Origin of the sequence: Streptomyces sp. OfavH-34-F (assembly GCF_022347745.1) — a bacterium.
Lineage (GTDB): Bacteria > Actinomycetota > Actinomycetes > Streptomycetales > Streptomycetaceae > Streptomyces.
In genome coordinates, this window is the sequence record NZ_JAKRGC010000006.1 from 1 (window position 1) to 20720 (window position 20720).

Annotated in this window: 14 protein-coding genes, 1 tRNA gene and 1 pseudogene; 6 read left to right on the top strand and 10 right to left on the bottom strand. The window is 70.0% G+C overall.

The genetic code is table 11. The annotated features are described in order from the left end of the window. On the top strand, positions 1–1258 hold a 1258-nt coding region (locus tag MHW47_RS02450; protein ID WP_239220912.1), incomplete at its 5' end, for an aminotransferase class V-fold PLP-dependent enzyme. Then, a complete protein-coding gene (locus MHW47_RS02455) occupies positions 1255–2667 on the top strand; it encodes a lysine N(6)-hydroxylase/L-ornithine N(5)-oxygenase family protein (RefSeq protein WP_239220913.1) in 1413 nt (470 codons plus the stop codon). The genes MHW47_RS02450 and MHW47_RS02455, both read left to right, overlap by 4 nt. Before the next feature lie 88 nt (positions 2668–2755). On the opposite strand, the gene MHW47_RS02460 is transcribed toward MHW47_RS02455, so the two are convergent. Next, entirely contained in the window at positions 2756–4567 is a 1812-nt protein-coding gene (locus MHW47_RS02460) for a bifunctional UDP-sugar hydrolase/5'-nucleotidase (protein ID WP_239220965.1), read from the bottom strand. Positions 4568–4829: 262 nt separating this feature from the next. Here MHW47_RS02460 and MHW47_RS02465 point away from each other — a divergent pair, with 262 nt between their 5' ends. After that, entirely contained in the window at positions 4830–5531 is a 702-nt protein-coding gene (locus MHW47_RS02465; protein ID WP_239220914.1) for an SIMPL domain-containing protein, read from the top strand. A 145-nt stretch (positions 5532–5676) separates the two neighbouring features. Next, positions 5677–7110 carry a pyruvate kinase gene (pyk, locus tag MHW47_RS02470; protein WP_239220915.1) on the top strand — a complete coding sequence of 478 codons (1434 nt, stop codon included), beginning with the start codon at positions 5677–5679 and terminating at the stop codon, positions 7108–7110. Positions 7111–7122: 12 nt separating this feature from the next. On the opposite strand, the pseudogene MHW47_RS02475 reads toward pyk, so the two are convergent. Together MHW47_RS02475 and MHW47_RS02480 are read right to left on the bottom strand one after the other, a co-directional pair. Continuing rightward, positions 7123–7688 (bottom strand): annotated as a pseudogene (locus MHW47_RS02475) (transcriptional regulator). A 108-nt stretch (positions 7689–7796) separates the two neighbouring features. Next, positions 7797–7871 (bottom strand) — tRNA-Leu (locus MHW47_RS02480). 98 nt (positions 7872–7969) lie between these two features. On the opposite strand from MHW47_RS02480, the gene MHW47_RS02485 reads away from it, so the two are divergent. Beyond that, entirely contained in the window at positions 7970–8620 is a 651-nt protein-coding gene (locus MHW47_RS02485; protein WP_239220916.1) for an ANTAR domain-containing response regulator, read from the top strand. Positions 8621–8688: 68 nt separating this feature from the next. On the opposite strand, the gene MHW47_RS02490 is transcribed toward MHW47_RS02485, so the two are convergent. The 7 genes from MHW47_RS02490 to MHW47_RS02520 form a co-directional block, all read right to left on the bottom strand. Then, positions 8689–9405: an ABC transporter ATP-binding protein gene (locus MHW47_RS02490; protein ID WP_239220917.1), complete on the bottom strand. Its 717-nt coding sequence runs from the start codon at positions 9403–9405 to the stop codon at positions 8689–8691. Further along, complete coding sequence (locus MHW47_RS02495; protein ID WP_239220918.1) at positions 9402–10280, bottom strand: ABC transporter ATP-binding protein; 879 nt, start codon at positions 10278–10280, stop codon at positions 9402–9404. The genes MHW47_RS02490 and MHW47_RS02495 overlap by 4 nt, the downstream gene beginning before the upstream one ends. Before the next feature lie 4 nt (positions 10281–10284). Beyond that, on the bottom strand, positions 10285–12072 hold the full coding sequence (locus tag MHW47_RS02500) for a branched-chain amino acid ABC transporter permease (protein ID WP_239220919.1): 1788 nt from the start codon (positions 12070–12072) through the stop codon (positions 10285–10287). A 5-nt stretch (positions 12073–12077) separates the two neighbouring features. Further along, complete coding sequence (locus tag MHW47_RS02505) at positions 12078–13007, bottom strand: branched-chain amino acid ABC transporter permease (protein ID WP_239220920.1); 930 nt, start codon at positions 13005–13007, stop codon at positions 12078–12080. 105 nt (positions 13008–13112) lie between these two features. Then, on the bottom strand, positions 13113–14330 hold the full coding sequence (locus MHW47_RS02510) for a branched-chain amino acid ABC transporter substrate-binding protein (RefSeq protein ID WP_239220966.1): 1218 nt from the start codon (positions 14328–14330) through the stop codon (positions 13113–13115). 646 nt (positions 14331–14976) lie between these two features. Further along, entirely contained in the window at positions 14977–15447 is a 471-nt protein-coding gene (locus tag MHW47_RS02515) for a PaaI family thioesterase (RefSeq protein WP_239220921.1), read from the bottom strand. A 67-nt stretch (positions 15448–15514) separates the two neighbouring features. After that, a complete protein-coding gene (locus MHW47_RS02520; RefSeq protein ID WP_239220922.1) occupies positions 15515–17803 on the bottom strand; it encodes an FdhF/YdeP family oxidoreductase in 2289 nt (762 codons plus the stop codon). Between the two features lie 156 nt (positions 17804–17959). Between MHW47_RS02520 and polA the strand changes: the two genes are divergently transcribed. Then, the gene (gene polA, locus MHW47_RS02525) at positions 17960–20671 is read left to right on the top strand and encodes a DNA polymerase I (protein WP_239220923.1); all 2712 of its coding nucleotides are present in this window, start codon (positions 17960–17962) and stop codon (positions 20669–20671) included. Positions 20672–20720: the final 49 nt, after the last annotated feature.

Here is a 20720-nt window from a genome sequence, read left to right on the forward strand (position 1 = left end):
CACCCGCGCCACCCTCACCCCGCTCATCCCCGACCAGGGCACCGACGCCCACCACGCCCTCGCCACCCTCGTCGAAGCCCTCACCGCAGGCGCCGCCGACCCCGCCGACCCCCTCTGCGCCGCCCACCTCCACACCCCGCCCCTCGCCCTCGCCGCCGCCGCCGACCTCGCCGCCTCCGCCCTCAACCCCTCCATGGACTCCTGGGACCAGGCCCCCGCCGCCTCCACCCTCGAAGCCGAGACCACCGCCGCCCTCGCCGCCGAGATCTACCCCCACCCCCCCGCCCCTGACGCCCTCATCACCACCGGCGGCACCGAGGCCAACCAACTCGGCCTCCTCCTCGCCCGCGAACGCCACGGCCCCGTCCAGACCGTCACCGGCGCCAACGCCCACCACAGCATCACCCGCGCCGCCTGGCTCCTCGGGCTCCCCGAACCCCTCACCGTGCCCGCCCCCCACGGCACCATCGACCTCCACGCCCTCCACGACACCCTCGCCCGCAACCACGGACACGGCCCCCTCCTCGTCACCGCCACCGCGGGCACCACCGACACCGGCCACATCGACCCCCTCACCGACATCGCCGACCTCTGCGCCCACCACGGCGCCGACCTCCACATCGACGCCGCCTACGGCGGACCCCTCCTCTTCAGCCCCACCCACCGCCACCTTCTCGACGGCCTCGACCGCGCCCACAGCGTCACCTTCGACCTCCACAAACTCGGCTGGCAGCCCGCATCCGCCGGCATCCTCGCCGTCCCCGACCACCACCACCTCCACCCCCTCCATCACCAGGCCCCCTACCTCAACGCCGACGACGACACCGAAGCCGGCCTCCCCGACCTCCTCGGCCGCTCCCTGCGCACCACCCGCCGCCCCGACGCACTCAAGATCGCCGTCACCCTCCGGGCCCTCGGCCGCACCGGCCTCGCCGACCTCGTCGACCGCACCTGCGCCACCGCCCACACCCTCGCCGACCTCATCACCGACACCCCCGGCCTCGACCTCTACGACCGCCCCACCATCAGCACCGTCCTCTTCCGCCCCACCGACGCCGACGACCACACCGTCGCCACCCTCCGCCGCACCCTCCTCACCCGGGGCCACGCCGTACTCGGCCGCACCCGCGCCCGAGACCGCCTCTGGCTCAAGGCCACCCTCCTCAACCCCCACACCACCCCCGACGACCTCCACCGGCTCCTCGGCCTCGTCACCCACCTCACCGCCGAACTCAAGGAAGGCAGCACCCTCCGATGACCGCCGCCCCACCCGCCCCCGACCCCCACCACGTCCACGACCTCGTCGGCATCGGCATCGGCCCCTTCAACCTCTCCCTCGCCGCCCTCGCGCACGGCCTGCCCACCCCCCTCACCACCGCCTTCTACGAACAGCGCCCCGCCTTCCACTGGCACCCCGGACTCCTCATCGAAGGCGCCACCCTCCAAGTCCCCTTCCTCGCCGACCTCGTCACCCTCGCCGACCCCACCAGCCCCTGGAGCTTCCTCAACTACCAGCGCACCCAGAACCGCCTCTTCCCCTTCTACTTCGCCGAGCGCTTCCACATCCACCGCTCCGAATACGACGCCTACTGCCGCTGGGTCAGCACCCAACTCCCCGGACTCCACTTCGGCCACCAGGTCGACACCATCCGCTGGGCCCCCCACGCCGGCCACTTCGAAATCGACCACACCCAACTCGACCCCCACGGCGAAGCCGCCTCACTCGGCCGCACCCGCGCCCGCCACATCGCCCTCGGCATCGGCACCGAACCCCACATCCCCGAACCCCTCAAACCCCTCACCGACACCGGCACCACCACCGCCCCCGTCATCCACTCCGCCGACTACCTCCACCACCGCGACCGCCTCCTCGACGCCCGCCACATCACCGTCATCGGCTCCGGACAATCCGGCGCCGAGATCTTCCTCGACCTCCTGCGCGCCCGCCCCACCGGCAGCGAAGGCCTCCACTGGCTCGCCCGCACCCCCGCCTTCGCCCCCATGGAGTACTCGAAGCTCGGCCTCGAACACTTCACCCCCGACTACACCCGCTACTTCCACGCCCTCCCCGAACCCGTGCGCGACGCCCTCGTCCCCCAGCAGTGGCAGCTCCACAAAGGCATCGACCACGACACCATCGCCGCCATCCACGACGAGCTCTACCGCCGCACCCTCCACGGCGGCTGGCCCGACGCCACCCTCACCCCCGGCGTAGCCGTACGCACCGCCGGACGCGTCGCCAACACCCGCGTCGAACTCCACCTCGAACACGTCCAGCAACACACCCGCACCCGCATCACCACCGACGCCGTCGTCCTCGCCACCGGCTACCGCGAACGCCCCCTCGACACCCTCCTCGAACACCTCCGCCCCCACCTGCGCCGGGACACGGCCGGCCGCCCCCGCGTCGACGCCCACCAACGCCTCGACCTCGGCCCCGCCGTCACCGGCCACATCTACGTACAGAACGCCGAACGCCACACCCACGGCGTCGGCACCCCCGACCTCGGCCTCGCCGCCTGGCGCAGCGCCACCATCCTCAACGACCTCACCGGCACCAACCCCTACCCACTGCCACACCGCACCGCCTTCACCACCTTCGGCCTCACCCAGCCCGCCATCCCCGCCCAGCCCCCCACCCTCGTCCCCCTCACCCGCCCCCACTGACCACCCGCACCCACAACAAAGGGCGGCCGCCCCGCTTCCCGAAAAGGGAGACGGAACGACCGCCCGAACCGGCGCGGGGCCACAGCCCTCAGAACACCGGCACACCGTCCCGCGTCAGCCGCCAGTCCACCGAGGCGAACTCCGCACTGTCCACCGAACCCTTCGCCTGCACCCAGGCGATGATCGTGTTCCGGATCTCCTCCGAATTCGCCCACAGCTGCTTCGCACCCGGCACATGCGGGAAGTTGCCACCCCCACTCGCCCGGTAGTTGTTCACCGCCAGCACGAACCGCGCCGCCGGATCCACCGGCTTCCCCTCGAACGCCAGATTCACGATCCGCGAACCCACCGGCTGCGCGATGTCGATGTCATACGTCAGCCCCGACACCGCGTCGTAGTTGTAGTCCGGCGTGTTCTCCGCATTCGTCAGCTTCGCCGGATCCACCGGAGCACCCGCCGCCGTCCGCACGTAGTACTTCGCCGAGTACTCCAGATAATCCCGGATCTGCGCACCCGTCAGCAGCCGCGCCTCCAGCGTGTTCTCGAACGGATACAGCCCCGCCGCGTCCCTGATGGTCACGTCCCCGGCCGGAATCCGCGCCGTCCGCGAGAAGCACGACGCCTGCGACAGCACCGGCAGCTCCGCGTACTCACCACCCGCCAGCGCCGCCCTCACCGTCTCCGTCTGGACGACGTTGATCAGATCGATGATCGGCTCGTCCTTCCACGCCGCCTCGGCCGTCGTCATCGCCGCCGCCGACGTCCCGATCACCTGGTTGACGTACGCCACGACCTTCCGGTGCTCGTCCGCCAGCAACTTCGTGATCTTCGGATCCTCCGCGACCGTGTTCGAGTTCAGCACCCGCGAACCCGCCCGCTCGACCACCCAGCGGCCCTTCTCCCACACCACGTCGAAGTCGAACAACGTCAGCCGCTGCCCCCACTTCAGCGGCTCCGAGAGCACGACCCGCTTCCCCGTCTCCTCGTTCTCCACGAAGTACTCGGGAATCTCCTGATGCGCGTGACCCACCAGAATCGCGTCGATCCCCGGCACCTGCTCCGCCACCAGAGCCGCCGCGTTCTCCACATGCGGAAGCTGGTCCCCGTACGACGACGTCCCGCTCGTCCCCGAGTGCGCCGACACGATCACCACGTCCGCACCCATCGAACGCAGCCGCGGCACGAACTTCGCCGCCTGCTCCACCAGCCCGGGAAACACCATCTTCCCGCCCACATTGGCCTTGTCCCAGATCGCGATGCCCGGATTCGTCAGCCCCAGCACCGCCACCCGCACGTCCCGGCCGTGCGGCGTCCGCAGCTTCCTGATCACATACGGCGCGAACGCCGGCCGCAGCGTCCGCGCGTCCAGCGCGTTCGCCCCGAGCAGCGGGAAGTCGCACTGCTCCTCGAACGCGCGCAGCACCGGAATGCCGTAGTTGAACTCGTGGTTCCCCAGCGCCGCCGCGTCGTAACCGATCGCGTTCATCGCCTGCGCCATCGGATGCACCGGACCACGCTTCGCCGTGATCGGGTCGATCTTCGCGTAGTAGTACGAGAGCTGCGTGCCCTGGATCGTGTCACCCGCGTCGATCATCAGCGTGTTGTGACGGCCCTTCTCCCGCCGCACCTCCTCCACCAGCGTCGAGATCTTCGCCAGACCCACGTCGTTGTGGTCCTTGTCGTCGAACTCGGCATCCGTGAAGTAGTCCCAGTTGAAGACGTTCCCGTGCAGATCGGTCGTCCCCATCACGGTGAACGAGTACCGCTTCGGCGGACGCCCGTGCCCCCCACCGTGCCCCCGCCCGTGCGCCTGCGCCGGAGACGCGGCGCCGCCCGCGATCACCGCACCCGCGCCGGCCGCGGCCGATGTCCCCAGGAACGTCCTTCGGTTCAGCGGCATCTCGTCTCCCACATCTCTGTTCTCTTGGTTCTCTTGGTGCGAAGTTCCACGTACGAAGCCCAGCCCCCAGTGACACGTGCAGACCAGGCGACACGACACACGGACGAGCGGGCAACGCGCGTAGATAATCACCCGCCCACCACCCCCGGCAACACCCCCGACAGATTTCACTTCCATGACCACACACCCTCCACCGGGTAACACCCCCGTACGCTCCCGGCTCCACCCGCCCCCTGTCACACCCGAGTGCCAGAGTGGACCCATGAACGACACCGCCCAGCCCTACGGCACCCCCGACCAGCCCCGCCTCGCCGTCCGCGGCGAAGCCCGCCTGGAGGTCGACCCCGAGATCGCCCGCCTCTCCATCACCGTCACCGCCCGGGGCAAGGACCGGCGCGCCGCCCTCGAAGACCTCACCCGCCGCAACGCCACCGTCCTCGAACTCGCCCGCGCCTACGGCGACGCCGTCGAAAAACTCGAAACCGGCGCCCTGTCGATCAGCCCCGAACTCGTCCACCGCGGCCGCGACGAAAAGATCCGCGCCTACCACGGCCGCGTCTACATCACCGCCGTCCTCAACGACTTCACCGCCCTCGGCGAATTCGTCACCCGGGTCGGCGACCTCGACATGACCCAGGTCAACGGCCCCTGGTGGGCCCTGCGCCCCACCTCACCCGCCCACGGCGAAGCCCGCCGCCAAGCGGTCCGCGAAGCCGTCCAGCGCGCCCGCGAATACGCCGGAGCACTCGGCGCGGACCTCGCCGCCCTCGTCGAACTCGCCGACATAGGCGCCGAGAACGCCGCCCCCGTCGCCTACGCCCGCGGGGCCGGCTACGGCGGCGCGCTGCCCGCCCCCGCCGGAGCGGGCGCCCCGCCGCCCCCCGCCATCGACCTCGAACCCCAGCGGCAGACCGTCTACGCGCAGGTGAACGCCCGCTTCACCATGACCCCGCCGAAACTCTGAAATCCCGCCCGCGCACCCCGGCGGCGTGCTCATCCGAGCACGCCGCCGCACAATTCAACACTTGTCAATAACCCTTCATTCAAAGGTGGTTGGACAGTCATACAGAGCCAATTACCTACCCATAGGTAAGGTCTAGGCTCGAACCATGCGCCGAGCCAAAATCGTTTGCACCCTGGGACCAGCCACCGACACATACGACCAGATCAAGTCCCTGGTCGAGGCCGGAATGGACATCGCCCGCCTCAACCTCAGCCACGGCAGCTACGCCGAACACGAAGAGCGCTACCATCGGGTCCGCAAGGCGTCCGACGAGGCCCGCCGCAGCGTCGGCGTCCTGGTCGACCTTCAAGGCCCGAAGATCCGCCTCGGACGCTTCAGCGAAGGCCCCGTACTCCTTGAACGCGGCGACGACTTCACCATCACCGTCGAACCGATGGAGGGCGACCGCCACGGCTGCGGCACCACCTACCACGGTCTCGCCGCCGACGTCACCCCCGGCGAGCGCATCCTGATCGACGACGGGCGCGTCACGCTCGAGGTCACCGAGGTGGACGGCCCGCGCGTCCGCACCACCGTCATCGAGGGCGGCATGGTCTCCGACCACAAGGGCCTCAACCTCCCCGGCGTCGCCGTCTCCGTCCCCGCGCTCTCCGAGAAGGACATCGACGACCTGCGCTGGGCCATCCGCACGGGCGCCGACATCATCGCCCTCTCCTTCGTGCGCAGCGGCCGGGACATCGAGGACGTCCACCGCGTCATGGACGAGGAGGGCCGCCGCCTCCCCGTCATCGCCAAGGTCGAGAAGCCGCAGGCCGTCGACAACATCGAGGACATCGTCGCCGCGTTCGACGGCATCATGGTCGCCCGGGGCGACCTCGGCGTCGAGATGCCGCTGGAGCAGGTGCCGATCGTCCAGAAGCGGGCGATCAAGCTCGCCAAGCGGAACGCGAAGCCGGTGATCGTCGCGACGCAGATGCTCGACTCGATGATCGACAACTCCCGGCCCACCCGCGCCGAGGCGTCCGACGTCGCGAACGCCGTCATCGACGGCACGGACGCGGTGATGCTGTCCGGTGAGACGAGCGTCGGCAAGTACGCCATCGAGACGGTCCGCACGATGGCGCGCATCGTGGAGGCGGCCGAGGAGGACATCCTCGCGAAGGGCCTGCCGCCGCTGACCGAGCGCAACAAGCCCCGCACCCAGGGCGGCGCGGTGGCCCGCGCGGCGGCGGAGATGGGCGACTTCCTCGGCGCGAAGTTCCTGGTCGCGTTCACGCAGAGCGGCGACACGGTCAAGCGGCTGTCGCGCTACCGCTCCCCGATCCCGCTCCTGGCCTTCACCCCGGACCCGGCCACCCGCTCCCAGCTGAACCTGACCTGGGGCGTCGAGACGTTTCTCGGCCCGCACGTGGACTCCACGGACGCGATGGTCGCCCAGGTGGACGAGGAACTCCTCAAGATCGGCCGCTGCCGCAAGGGCGACGTGGTCGTCATCACGGCCGGCTCCCCGCCCGGCGTGGCCGGTTCGACGAATCTGGTCCGCGTCCACCACATCGGCGAGGACGACAGCCCGAAGTAGGGGAGGGCCCGCTCAGTACTTCGGCCCGACGTGCGCGTCCATGAGCGCGACGGACGCGCGTCGGGCGACGGAGATGTTCTTGCCGTTGGTCTTCTTCCACTCGACGCCGACCCGGTCGAGGGTGTCGGTGTAGAGCGTCAGGATGTCGGCCGACAGGTTGGTGAAGAAGTACCGGGGGTACTCGTAGCGCTTCCGTTCGCCCTTGACGAGGCGGGTCGTCCAGTTGGTGATGCGACAGCCACGCTCCGGACGGCCTCGACGCAAGCGTCGATGAGGCCCGGCCAGGCGTCGGCGCACGCGATGCGGAGGGAGTGGACGCCGCGCCTGCCCGCGCTGACGCACCCGTCGCCGAGGTAGAGACCGAGCAGGTACGCGTACGCCGCCGGGGCTTCGGGCGGGCCGGGTGTCTCGCCGCAGCGGGGACAGTCGCGGCCGCGTGCGTTTCCGACCGGTTCCGTGCGCACGAGCCAGGACCGGATGGCGGCCCGGGAAATGCCCGTCCGCCTGCTCACGGCATTCAGACTGAGGCCCTGTTCGAGGAGGGCCAAGGCGTGCTTGCGTGTTTCGAGGTCGTACACGCGGACGATCATGGCTCTGTCCGCAAACCGCTTCCTGGAAACCCTCGGAACTCACACTTTCCCGTGAAAGCCTAGGGTTTTGTTGTGACCTTCGAATCGAAGGAAAAGTGCCCCGAGTCGGATTCGAACCGACACTGTATGGGTTTTGAATCCATTGCCTGCTGCCAATTGGGCTACCGGGGCTGGGGGAATCGAAGGTTTCCTTCGACCCGCTGCGCGACCACCATACCGTAGCTGGGTAGGCTCAGGGCAGCAGTCCCTGCCCTGGAACAAGGAGCCCCGTGACCACCCCCGAGTCGCCCCAGCCCGTCGCCGATGACGACAAGTCGCACGTTCCGCCGCTGACGACCCGCGTCGTCATCGCCGAGGACGAAGCGCTCATCCGCCTCGATCTCAAAGAGATGCTCGAGGAGGAGGGGTACTCCGTGGTCGGCGAGGCCGGGGACGGGCAGCAGGCCGTCGAACTGGCGCGGGAGCACCGGCCGGACCTGGTCATCCTGGACGTGAAGATGCCGGTCCTGGACGGCATCTCGGCCGCCGAGAAGATCGCCGAGGAGTCCATCGCCCCGGTGCTCATGCTCACCGCGTTCTCGCAGCGCGACCTCGTGGAGCGGGCCCGGGATGCCGGGGCGATGGCGTACCTGGTGAAGCCGTTCAGCAAGAGCGACGTCGTCCCCGCCATCGAGATGGCCGTCTCGCGGTTCTCCGAGCTGAAGGCGCTGGAGAGCGAGGTCGCGGACCTCGCCCAGCGGCTGGAGACGCGGAAGCTGGTGGACCGGGCGAAGAGCATCCTGCAGACGGACTACGGGCTGTCGGAGCCGGAGGCGTTCCGGTGGATCCAGAAGACGTCGATGGACCGCCGGCTGTCGATGCAGCAGCTCGCCGAGGCGCTGATCGCGGACGCCGAGGAGAAGAAGAAGGCCGCGGAGTAGGGCGCCGCGCACGGACACGACGAAGGCCCGCGCCACCAGGCGCGGGCCTTCGTCGTGTCCGGGAGGGTTCAGTCCTCGCCGAGGTACGCCTTGCGGACGGACTCGTCGTGGAGGAGGTCCGCCCCGGTGCCGGAGAGGACGATCTTGCCGATCTCCATGACGTGGCCCTGGTCCGCGAGGGACAGGGCGGCCTGGGCGTTCTGCTCGACCAGGAGGATGGTCGTACCGGAGGACCGGAGTTCGACGATGGTCTCCATGATCTTCTGCATCATGATCGGGGAGAGGCCCATGGAGGGCTCGTCGAGCATGAGCAGCTTGGGCTGGGACATCAGCGCCCTGCCCATGGCGAGCATCTGCTGCTCGCCGCCGGAGAGGGTTCCGGCGGCCTGCTTCCGGCGTTCCCCGAGGATGGGGAAGAGGTCGTAGGCGCGCTGGACGTCCTTCTCGATGCCGGCCTTGTCGTTGCGGAGGTACGCCCCGAGCAGGAGGTTCTCGGTGATCGTCAGCCGGGGGAAGATGTGGCGGCCCTCGGGGGAGTGGGCGAGGCCCATGGAGACGATCTTGTGCGCGGGGACGTTGTTGAGCGGCTGTCCCTCGAAGAGGATGCGGCCGCTGAGCGGTTTGAGCAGCCCGGAGAGGGTGCGCAGGGTGGTGGTCTTGCCGGCGCCGTTGGTGCCGATGAGGGTGACCACCTGGCCGGCCTCGACGGTGAACGAGATGCCCTTGACGGCTTCGATCTTGCCGTAGGCGACGCGGAGGTCCTCGACCTGGAGCAGTGCGGTCATCGGTTGTCCTCCTCTTCCGTGCTCGTGTGCGTGGTGGCTTGCGCCTCGGCCTTCTCGACCTCGGCGACCTCGTCGGCGCCGGGGGCGCCTTCGAAGGGGGTGCCGAGGTAGGCGGCGACGACGCGTTCGTCGCTCTGGACCTCGGATGCGGTGCCTTCGACGAGTTTCTCGCCCTGGACGAGGCAGGCGACGCGGTCGCAGAGGTTGAAGATGAAGCGCATGTCGTGCTCGATGACGAGAACGGCGATGCCCTGGTCCCGGATGGCGAAGATGAGTTCTTCGGTGACGCGGGTTTCCTGCGGGTTCATGCCGGCGGTGGGCTCGTCCAGCAGGAGGAGTCCGGGGTCGCTGGCGAGGGCGCGGGCGATTTCCAGCTTGCGCTGGTCCCCGTAGGGGAGGTTGCGCGCGAGGTGGTCGGCCTTGTCCTGGAGGCCGATGAACTCCAGGAGTTCCATGGCGCGTTCGCGGCCGGCCTGCTCGGCCTTGTTGAAGCCGGGCAGGCGCAGGAGGGCGGACCAGAGACCTTCCTTCGTCCGGGTGTGGCGTCCGACGAGGACGTTCTCCAGGACGGTCATGTTGGCGAAGAGCCGGATGTTCTGGAAGGTGCGGGCGATGCCTGCCTGGGTGACGAGGTGGGGCTTGGGCGGCAGGACGGTGCCCTTGTAGCGGACGGTGCCCTCGGTGGGGACGTAGAGGCCGGTGAGGCAGTTGAAGAAGGTGGTCTTGCCGGCGCCGTTGGGGCCGATGAGACCGACGATCTCGCCGGCGTTGACGGTGAGGTCGACGCCCCGGACGGCGGTGAGGCCGCCGAAGCGCATGGTGACCCCGCCGGCGTCGAGCACGGTCGTGGTGGTGGCGGTGTTGGTGGTGGTCATGGTGTTACGCCCCCGCCTTGGCGATGCCGGCGTCCGTGTCGTCGGACGTCCGGGGTGTGGGCACGTCGGGCTGGTCGGGCTCGTCGTTCTCGTGGAATTCGAGCTGCTTCCTGCGGTCGGCGATGAGGCCCTCGGGGCGGAAGCGCATCAGGAGGACGAGCGCGATGCCGAAGAGGAAGAGCTGGTAGTCCTGCATGAACTGGAGCTTGGCCGGGATGAGGTAGAGCAGCGCGGCGCCGACGAAGGGTCCGCTGAGGGTTCCCATGCCGCCGAGGATGACGGCGGCGAGGAGGAACGCGGAGTTCGGCGGTACGGAGCCGGCGAACTGGTACTGCTCGGGCGTCACGGTGTAGTTGACGTGTGCCTGTACGGTCCCGGCGAGGCCGGCCAGCGTGGCGCCGAGGGCGAAGGCGAGCAGCTTGAGCCGGAAGGCGTTGATGCCCATGGCGGTGGCGGCGGTCTCGTCCTCGCGGATGGCGACCCAGGCGCGGCCGATGCGGCTGTCTCCGGACCGGCGGAAGACGAGGACGACGACGGCGGTGACGACGAGCATCAGCAGGTAGTAGTTGGCCGGCCTGCTGAGGGTGAAGGGTCCGACGTCGTGGCTGAGCCCGAAGTCGATCCCCAGGAGGTTGAGGTCGGGGATGCTCGGGATGCCCTGGGAGCCGTTGGTGAGGTCGGGGCCGCTGTTGCCGTTGAGGTTGTTGACGGTGACGCGGAAGATCTCTCCGAAGCCGAGGGTGACGATGGCGAGGTAGTCGCCCCGCAGCCGCAGGGTCGGGGCGCCGATGAGGACGCCGAAGATCAGGGAGACGACGGCTCCGGTGAGGACGGCGGCCCAGAAGGGGAAGGTCACGCCGATCGCGGAGAGGGGTGCGCCGGAGACGAGTGCGGCGGCGTAGGCGCCGACGCCGAGGAAGGCGACGTAGCCGAGGTCGAGGAGGCCGGCGAGGCCGACGACGACGTTGAGGCCGAGTGCGACGGTGGCGAAGATGAGGATGTTGACGCCGATGAGGGCGTACTCGGCGGTGTCCTGGGTGAAGGGGAAGCAGAGTGCTGCGACCAGGGCGGCGGTGAGGGTGACGTTGCGGTGTTTGCCGGTCAGCGCGGTGAGGCGGCCGATGAGGCCGGCCCGGGTGAGCGCGGTGAATCCGAAGCCCGCGGTGATGAGGAAGCCGATGAACTGCTCGGAGTCCTCGGTGGGGATGTCGATGCCGTAGGTGAAGACGTACAGCGCGAAGCCGAAGGCGACGGCGATGATGATGATCTCGGCCCAGGCCGGGAGGGCCTTGGCGCGGGGTGCCGAAGGTGCGGCGAGGCTGTTGCGGAAGCGCTGCCAGCCGTTCGGCGCGGGGCCGTCGGCGGAGAGCGGGACGTCGTAGGGGAGGGCGAGGGAGGCGATGACGGCGACGAGTGCGCCGATGCCGCTGACCCAGGCTCCGGGTTCCAGGTTGACGACGCCGCCGAGCTGGTAGGAGATGGCGCCCATGGCGTAGCCGGTGACGCCGAGGGTGCCGAGGGCGAGGAGGCGGACGGGGCTGTTGGTGCCGCCGGGGGTGAGGGTGCGCAGTCCGGGGATGCCGTAGCCGGTGAGGGCGAAGAGCAGGGTGAGGACCGCGGCGATGAGGGTGAGGACCTGGAGGCCGCCGGGGTAGCCGGTGACGGTGAGGTCGCCGGGGAATGCGGAGGTCCAGGTCCAGGGGAGGAACGTGCCGGCGAGTGCGGCGGCGGCGCCTGCCAGGGTGGCGGCGCGGGCGGCCGGGGCGGGGAGCGGGAGGAGTGCGGTGGTCATCCGTATCACGCCCTGTCCGCGACGCGTTCGCCGAGCAGGCCCTGTGGCCGCAGCAGCAGGACGACGATGAGGAGGACGAAGGCCCACACGTCCTTCCAGGCGCCGCCGCCGAAGAGGTCCATGCCGGGGACTTCGCTCATGTAGCCGGTGGCGAGGGATTCGGCGACGCCGAGGACGACGCCGCCGAGCATGGCGCCGTAGATGTTGCCGATGCCGCCGAGGACGGCGGCGGTGAAGGCCTTGAGGCCCATGAGGAAGCCCATGCGGAAGCCGATCTGGCCGTTCTTGAGCCCGTAGGCGACGGCGGCGACGGCGGCGAACGCGGCACCGATGGCGAAGGCCATGACGATGATGCGGTCGGTGTTGATGCCCATGAGCTTGGCGGTGTCGGGGTCCTGCGAGGTGGCCTGCATGCCGCGGCCGGAGCGGGTCTTGGAGACGAAGAGCCCGAGGGCGATCATGCAGACGGGGGCGGAGATGAGGACGAAGAGGTCACCGCGCTGGACGTGGGCGCCGAAGATGTCGAAGGCGTCGCCCTTGAGCTGCGGGAAGGGGTGGTCCTTGGTGGCGTCGGGGTACCACTTCCAGATGGCCTGCTGGAGCGCGAGGGAGAGCCCGATCGCGGTGATCAGCGGGGCGAGCCGGGGGGCGTTGCGCAGCGGGCGGTACGCGAAGCGTTCGGCGGCGGCGCTGATGGCGACGGAGCATATGACGCCGCCGATGATCATGAGGGGGAGGATGGCGAGGAGGTTGGAGCCGGCCGGCATCCAGAGGTACACGGTGAGAGCTCCGAAGCCTCCGATCATGAAGATCTCGCCGTGGGCGAAGTTGATGAGCTGGATGATTCCGTAGACCATCGTGTAGCCGATCGCGATGAGTCCGTACATCGCGCCGAGGATGAGTCCATTGGCCAGCTGTTGCGGCAGTTCGTGCACCGCAGGGCCTCCGTGGAGTGGTTCGGATATGGCGCCGCGCGGGAGTGCTCGTAGCGCTCCCGCGCGGTCTGGGTGGGGTGTGCCGGCGGGTGTGGCCGGGGTCGGTTACGGCTTGTAGACCTCGCTGAGCTTGGAGACCCACTTGCCACCGTCGACCTGGTAGGCGGTCATCATGGTGTTGGTGGTGTCGCCGTACTCGTCGAAGGAGACGGGGCCGGTCACGCCGTCGAACTTGACCTTGCTCATGGCCTCGAGGACCTTGGCGCGGGCGTCGTCGGGGAGCTTGCCGTCGTTCTCGGCGACCGCGATCTTGACGGCCTCGATGATCGACCAGGTGGCGTCGTAGGTGCCGCCCCCGTAGGCCTCGTAGGCGTCCTTGTAGCCGGCGGCCTCGTAGTCGGCGATGAACTTCTTGGCGGAGTCGAGTTCCTCGACCGGCTTGCCGACGGAGGTGGCGATGTCGCCCTGGGCCTTCTTGTTGAGCTTGATGAAGTCGGCGCTGTACATGCCGTCACCGCCCATGAGGGGGATCTTGACGCTGTCCTTGAGCTGCTGGCTCAGGGGGGCGCCGGCGGGGTACTCGCCGCCGTAGTAGACGGCCTTGGCGCCGGACCTCTTGACCTTGGTGACGACGGCGTTGAAGTCGCGGTCCTCGGGGTTCACGTGGTCGGCGCCGACGATCTTGCCGCCGAGGCCGGTGAAGGTGGCCTTGAAGGAGGCCGCGAGACCGGCGCCGTAGGGCTTCTGGTCGTCGATGAGGTAGACCTGCTTGATCTTCGCGTTGTTGTACAGGTACTTCGCGGCGAAGGCGCCCTGGATCTGGTCCGTGGTGGCGGTGCGGAAGTAGGTCTTGAAGGGGCGCTTCTTGTCGCCGGTCTTCCAGTTGTTGCCCTGGGTCAGCTCGGTGCCGGTGTTGGCGGGGGAGACCTGGGTGAGGCCGGCGTCGTTGAGCGGCTTCTGCATCGACTGGGAGACGCCGGAGTTCAGCGGGCCGACGACGCCGAGGACCTTTTTGTTGTCGATGAACTTCGTGGCGTTCTGCTGGCCGACGGAGGGCTGGGCCTGGTCGTCGAGCGGCTGGACCTCGAAGGTGATGCCGGGGACCGTCTTCTCCTTGTTCGCCGTCTTGGCGGCGAGGTCGGCGGCGTTCTTGATGCCGAGGCCGAGGGCGGAGAGGTCGCCGGTGAGCGGTGCGTCGACGCCGATGACGACGGTGGTGTTGCCGCCGGAGCTGTTGCCGTCGCTCTTGTTGTCGTCGTCGCGCGACCCGCAGGCGGTGAGTGTGAGCGCTCCTGTGGTGAGCACTGCTGTGAGGATGAGCAAAGAACGGTGTCGCACGAAAGGTCCTTTCCCTGGCGCGGCCTCCTCTGCTGGAGGTGCCGTGTCGTTCGCCGGGCCGTACTGGGTTGGTACAGGGCCGTGCTGCAGACGCGCCCGGCGGCGCGGTGACTGGCCGTGACTCTAAGGGCAGTGGTGGGGGTCGGGAGTGCTGCCTGCCAAGGATGTGACTCTCTTGTTATGCCCTTGAGCAAGGCTTGAGGTGGGTGGGCGGACATGTACGGCTTTTTACCGGAGCGTGAAGTGACCGCAATGTGAGAACGCGCAGCTCTGCTAAGGGGCTTGGGGTGATCTTGGTGCTGTCGCCCAGGGGGGCCGCCGGGCGGGCGTTCGAGGGCATGGCTCGGCGCCCGGTGGCGGAGGGGGCCGGGCGGGGGGCGTCGGGGCGGGGTCCGCCGCCTCGCGCGTTGGTTACGCGGAGTTACGGTGGTGGGGGTGCGGCGACGCGGTGTGGTGACGGGGCGCGTGGGATGCGGTAGCTGAGTGGGCCATGGAACGGGCCGCCGGGTCAAGGGGGTTGAGGGCGCGGCGGCCCGAATTCCTTGTGAACAGCGGTGGTTGTGCCCGGAAATGCCGCTGCCCGGCCGTTTCGTGTACGGCCGGGCAGCGGGTGTCGGGGGGTGGCGCGGGGTCAGCCGGCCGCAGGGGCGGGGGCGTCGCGCAGCAGGCAGGTGAGGCGGGCGGTGCAGACGCGCTTGCCGTGCTCGTCGGTGAGGGTGATCTCGTACGTGGCGGTGGACCGGCCGCGGTGCACGGGGGTGGCGACGCCGGTGATCAGGCCGCTTCGTACCCCTCGGTGATGGGTGCAGTTCAGGTCGACGCCCACGGCGACCTTGGCCGGGCCGCCGTGGAGCATGGAGCCGACGGAGCCCAGGGTCTCGGCCAGGACGGCGGAGGCGCCGCCGTGCAGGAGGCCGTAGGGCTGGGTGTTGCCCTCGACGGGCATGGTGCCGACGACGCGCTCGGCGGAGGCTTCGAGGATGCGTACGCCCATGCGTTCCCCGAGGTGACCGGCGGAGAAGAGGGCGGGCAGGTCCACGCCGAGCGCGGCGTACTCGTCGATGATCTCCTGGGGGAACGTGGGTGCGGTGTGCTCGCCCATGGGGCCGCCTTCCGTCGCTGTGGTGCTGCGTGTCTGCGTTGTTCTTATCAGACCGCTGAGCGAGCGCTTAGGCCACAGGTTCTCCGTGCCCGGGTTCGAAGCGCACCACGACGGACTTGGACGCGGGGGTGTTGCTGGTGTCGGCGGTGGAGTCGAGGGGGACCAGCACGTTGGTCTCCGGGTAGTACGCGGCGGCGCAGCCCCGGGCGGTGGGGTAGTGGACGACGCGGAAGCCGGGCGCGCGGCGCTCCACCCCGTCCTTCCACTCGCTGACGAGGTCGGTGTAGGTGCCGTCGGGCAGGCCGAGCGCGGCGGCGTCGTCGGGGTGGACGAGGACGACGCGGCGGCCGCCCCTGATGCCCCGGTAGCGGTCGTCGAGGCCGTAGATCGTGGTGTTGTACTGGTCGTGGGAGCGCAGGGTCTGGAGCAGCAGCCGGCCCTCGGGCAGCTCGGGGTACTCGACCGGCGCGGCGGTGAAGTTGGCCCGGCCGGTTTCGGTGGGGAAGCGGCGGGAGTCGCGGGGGCCGTGCGGCAGGGTGAAGCCGCCGGGGTGGGCGATGCGCGCGTTGAAGTTCTCGAAGCCGGGGACGACCCGGGAGATGCGGTCGCGGATGGTGGCGTAGTCGCGCTCGAAGTCCTCCCAGGGGGTGGCGGAGCCGGGGCCGAGGACGGCGCGGGCGAGGCGGGCGACGATGGCGGGCTCGGAGAGCAGGTGGGGGCTCGCGGGGGTGAGGTTGCCGCGCGAGGCGTGGACCTTGCTCATGGAGTCCTCGACGGTGACGAACTGCTTGCCGCTCGCCTGGACGTCCTTGTCGGTGCGGCCGAGGGTGGGCAGGATCAGGGCGCGGGCGCCGGTGACGGCGTGCGAGCGGTTGAGCTTGGTGGAGACGTGGACGGTGAGGCGGGCGTTGCGCATGGCCGCCTCGGTGACGTCGGTGTCGGGGGTGGCGGCGACGAAGTTGCCGCCCATGGCGAAGAAGACCTTGGCGTCCCCGTCGCGCAGGGCGCGGATCGCGCGGACCACGTCGTAGCCGTGGTGGCGCGGTGAGGTGATGCCGAACTCCGCGTCGAGGGTGTCGAGGAAGGCGGTGGAGGGCCGCTCGAAGATGCCCATGGTGCGGTCGCCCTGGACGTTGGAGTGGCCGCGCACGGGGCAGACCCCGGCGCCGGGGCGGCCGATGTTGCCGCGCAGCAGGAGGAAGTTGACGATCTCGCGGATGGTCGGCACGGAGTGCTTGTGCTGGGTGAGGCCCATGGCCCAGCAGACGACGGTGCGCTCGGAGGCCAGGACCATGTCGAGGGCCTGTTCGATGGCGGCGCGGTCGAGGCCGGTCGCGGCGAGGGTCTCGTCCCAGTCGGCTTCGGCCGCCGCCGCGGCGAACTCCTCGTAGCCGTGGGTGTGTTCGGCGACGAACCGCTCGTCGACGGCGCCCTCGGAGGCCAGGATCAGCTTGTTGAGGAGGCGGAAGAGGGCCTGGTCGCCGCCGATGCGGATCTGCAGGAACAGGTCGTTCAGCGGGGTGCCCTTGAGCATGCCGTGCGGGGTCTGCGGGTTCTTGAAGCGTTCGAGGCCGGCCTCGGGCAGCGGGTTCACCGAGATGATCTTCGCGCCGGCGGTCTTGGCCCGCTCCAGGGCGGAGAGCATCCGGGGGTGGTTGGTGCCGGGGTTCTGCCCGGCGATGATGATCAGGTCGGCGTGGTGCAGGTCCTCCAGGGAGACCGAGCCCTTGCCGACGCCGATGGTCTCGGTGAGCGCGGAGCCCGAGGACTCGTGGCACATGTTGGAGCAGTCCGGCAGGTTGTTGGTGCCGAACTCGCGGGCGAAGAGCTGGAGGAGGAACGCGGCCTCGTTGCTGGTGCGCCCGGAGGTGTAGAAGACGGCCTCGTCGGGGGAGGAGAGGGCGCCCAGCTCCTCGGCGATGATCTCGAAGGCGCGCTCCCAGGTCACCGCCTGGTACCGGTCGGCGCCCTCCGGCAGGTACACCGGCTGCGTGATGCGGCCCTGCTGGCCGAGCCAGTAGCCGCTGCGTCCGGCGAGGTCGTCCACGGGGTGGGCGGCGAAGAAGTCCGGGGTCACCCGGCGCAGCGTGGCCTCCTCGGCGACGGCCTTGACGCCGTTCTCGCAGAACTCGGCCACGTGCCGCTTGTCGCCCTCGGGCCAGGCGCAGCCGGGGCAGTCGAAGCCGTCCTTCTGGTTGACCTTGAGGAGGGTGCGGGCGGTGCGGCTCAGCCCCATCTGCCGCTGGGCGACGCGCAGGCTCTCGGTGACGGCGGGCAGCCCGGCCGCGGCGTGCTGGGCCGGGCCGATCCGCGGGGCGTCCTGGACGGGGTCTCCTGCGGGCGGCTTGCCGGCCATGCTGCTCCCCTTCGGGTCTGCTGCGGGCCCCCGGGAGGTGTCTCGCGGGTCCGCCGGATGTGTGTCGTTCCTCCTCGATCCTGGCACGCGGGGCGGGTGGTGCGCCCGGCGAGGCGGCCGGTCCGGATTGTCAGTGGGCCGTGGCAGGATCGGGGTGTGGCTGAGACGGCATCGAAGAAGACGGCAGACAACCGACCGCGCCTGCTCCTGATGGACGGGCACTCCCTGGCGTACCGGGCGTTCTTTGCGCTGCCCGCGGAGAATTTCACGACGGCGGCGGGCCAGCCGACGAACGCGGTGTACGGCTTCATGTCGATGCTCGCGAACACCCTGCGTGACGAGGCGCCGACGCATTTCGCGGTGGCGTTCGACGTGTCCCGCAAGACGTGGCGGGCGCAGGAGTTCCCCGAGTACAAGGCGAACCGCTCGAAGACCCCCGACGAGTTCAAGGGGCAGGTCGAGCTGATCGGCGAGCTGCTGGACGCGATGCACGCGGACCGGTTCGCGGTCGAGGGCTTCGAGGCGGACGACATCATCGCCACGCTGGCGACGCAGGCCGAGGCGGCCGGCTTCGAGGTGCTGATCGTCACGGGCGACCGCGACTCGTTCCAGCTGATCACGGACAACGTGACCGTGCTGTACCCGACCAAGGGCGTCTCCGAGCTGACCCGGTTCACGCCGGAGAAGGTCGTCGAGAAGTACGGGCTCACGCCCCGGCAGTACCCGGACTTCGCGGCGCTGCGCGGTGACCCGTCGGACAACCTTCCGAGCATCCCCAAGGTCGGTGAGAAGACCGCCGCGAAGTGGATCAACCAGTTCGGCTCGTTCGACGAGCTGATCGCGCGCGCCGACGAGGTCAAGGGCGTCGCCGGGCAGAACCTGCGCGACCACCTGGACGCGGTGCGGCTGAACCGCGTGCTGACGGAGATGGTCCGGGACGTGGAGCTGCCGAAGACCCCGGCCGAGCTGGAGCGCGCCCCCTACGACCGTACGGCGCTCACCGGCATCCTGGACATCCTGGAGATCCGCAACCCGAGCCTGCGCGAGCGCCTGCTGGCCGTCGATCCGGGTGCGGCGGACGCCCAGCCGCCCGCGCCGGCCGCCGGGATCGAGCTGGACGGCGCGGTGCTGGGCGCCGGTGAGCTGGCCCCCTGGCTCGCGGAGCACGGCGGGCAGCCGCTCGGCGTCGCCACGGTGGACACCTGGTCGCTCGGCGTCGGCACGGTCACGGAGATCGCGCTCGCCGCGGCGGGCGGGGCGGCGGCCTGGTTCGACCCGGCGCTGCTGGACCAGGGCGACGAGCAGGCGTTCGCGGCCTGGATCGCGGACCCGGCCCGGCCCAAGGTCATGCACAACGCCAAGGCCGCGATGCGGGTCTTCCCGGAGCACGGCTGGCGCATCGAGGGTGTCTCGATGGACACCGCGCTCGCCGCCTATCTGGTCAAGCCGGGCCGGCGCTCCTTCGCGCTGGACGCCCTGGCCGTGGAGTACCTGGGCCGGGAGCTGGCCCCGGCGGCCGCCGCGGACGGGCAGCTGGCCTTCGGCGCGGAGGACCAGGCCGAGGCCGACGCCCTGATGGCGCAGGCCCGCGCCGTGCTGGACCTCGGCGACGCCTTCACGGAGCGGCTGAAGGAGGTCGGCGCGGCCGGGCTGCTGCACGACATGGAGCTGCCGACGTCGATCCTGCTGGCCCGTCTGGAGCGGCACGGCATCGCGGCGGACCGGGCCCACCTGGAGGGCATGGAGCAGCAGTTCGCCGGGGCCGTGCAGCAGGCGGTGAAGGAGGCGCACGCCTCGGTGGGCCGGGAGTTCAACCTCGGTTCGCCCAAGCAGCTGCAGGAGGTGCTGTTCGGCGAGCTGGGCCTGCCCAAGACCAAGAAGACGAAGACCGGTTACACGACGGACGCGGACGCGCTGGCCTGGCTCGCCGCCCAGACGGAGCACGAGCTGCCGGTGCTCATGCTCCGCCACCGCGAGCAGGCCAAGCTGCGGGTCACGGTCGAGGGCCTGGTGAAGTCGATCGCCGCGGACGGCCGTATCCACACCACGTTCAACCAGACGGTGGCGGCGACCGGCCGGCTCTCCTCCACCGACCCGAACCTGCAGAACATCCCGGTCCGGACGGACGAGGGCCGGGCGATCCGCCGGGGCTTCGTCGTCGGCGAGGGCTTCGAGACGCTGATGACGGCGGACTACAGCCAGATCGAGCTGCGGGTCATGGCCCACCTCTCCGCGGACGCCGGACTGATCGAGGCGTTCACCTCCGGCGAGGACCTGCACACGACGGTCGCCTCGCAGGTCTTCGGCGTCGACAAGTCGGCGGTCGACCCGGAGATGCGCCGCAAGATCAAGGCCATGAGCTACGGCCTGGCGTACGGGCTGTCCGCCTTCGGCCTCTCCCAGCAGCTGAACATCGAGGCGGGCGAGGCGCGCGGCCTGATGGACACCTACTTCGAGCGGTTCGGCGGGGTGCGGGACTATCTGCACCGGGTGGTGGAGGAGGCCCGCGCCACCGGCTACACCGAGACGATCTTCGGCCGCCGCCGCTACCTCCCCGACCTGAACAGCGACAACCGACAGCGCCGCGAGACGGCCGAGCGGATGGCGCTCAACGCCCCGATCCAGGGCACCGCCGCCGACATCGTCAAGGTGGCCATGCTCCACGTCGACCGGGCGCTGACCGAGGCCGGGCTCAAGTCGCGGATGCTGCTCCAGGTCCACGACGAGATCGTGCTGGAGATCGCCGCCGGCGAGCGGGAGCGGGTGGAGCACATCCTGCGCCACGAGATGTCCACGGCGGTACGGCTGCGCGCCCCGCTGGACGTGTCGGTCGGCGTCGGCCGCGACTGGGAGTCGGCCGCCCACTGACCGTCCCCGGCCGGGGCCCGCACGGGCCCCGGCCGGTGTCACGAACACG

What these genes read in the sequence shown, in the direction of transcription:
- MHW47_RS02455 (WP_239220913.1), top strand. Translation starts at nt 1,255, where the DNA reads ATGACCGCCGCCCCACCCGCCCCCGACCCCCACCACGTCCACGACCTC.
- MHW47_RS02460 (WP_239220965.1), bottom strand. Translation starts at nt 4,567, where the DNA reads ATGCCGCTGAACCGAAGGACGTTCCTGGGGACATCGGCCGCGGCCGGC.
- MHW47_RS02465 (WP_239220914.1), top strand. Translation starts at nt 4,830, where the DNA reads ATGAACGACACCGCCCAGCCCTACGGCACCCCCGACCAGCCCCGCCTC.
- pyk (WP_239220915.1), top strand. Translation starts at nt 5,677, where the DNA reads ATGCGCCGAGCCAAAATCGTTTGCACCCTGGGACCAGCCACCGACACA.
- MHW47_RS02490 (WP_239220917.1), bottom strand. Translation starts at nt 9,405, where the DNA reads ATGACCGCACTGCTCCAGGTCGAGGACCTCCGCGTCGCCTACGGCAAG.
- MHW47_RS02495 (WP_239220918.1), bottom strand. Translation starts at nt 10,280, where the DNA reads ATGACCACCACCAACACCGCCACCACCACGACCGTGCTCGACGCCGGC.
- MHW47_RS02500 (WP_239220919.1), bottom strand. Translation starts at nt 12,072, where the DNA reads ATGACCACCGCACTCCTCCCGCTCCCCGCCCCGGCCGCCCGCGCCGCC.
- MHW47_RS02515 (WP_239220921.1), bottom strand. Translation starts at nt 15,447, where the DNA reads ATGGGCGAGCACACCGCACCCACGTTCCCCCAGGAGATCATCGACGAG.
- MHW47_RS02520 (WP_239220922.1), bottom strand. Translation starts at nt 17,803, where the DNA reads ATGGCCGGCAAGCCGCCCGCAGGAGACCCCGTCCAGGACGCCCCGCGG.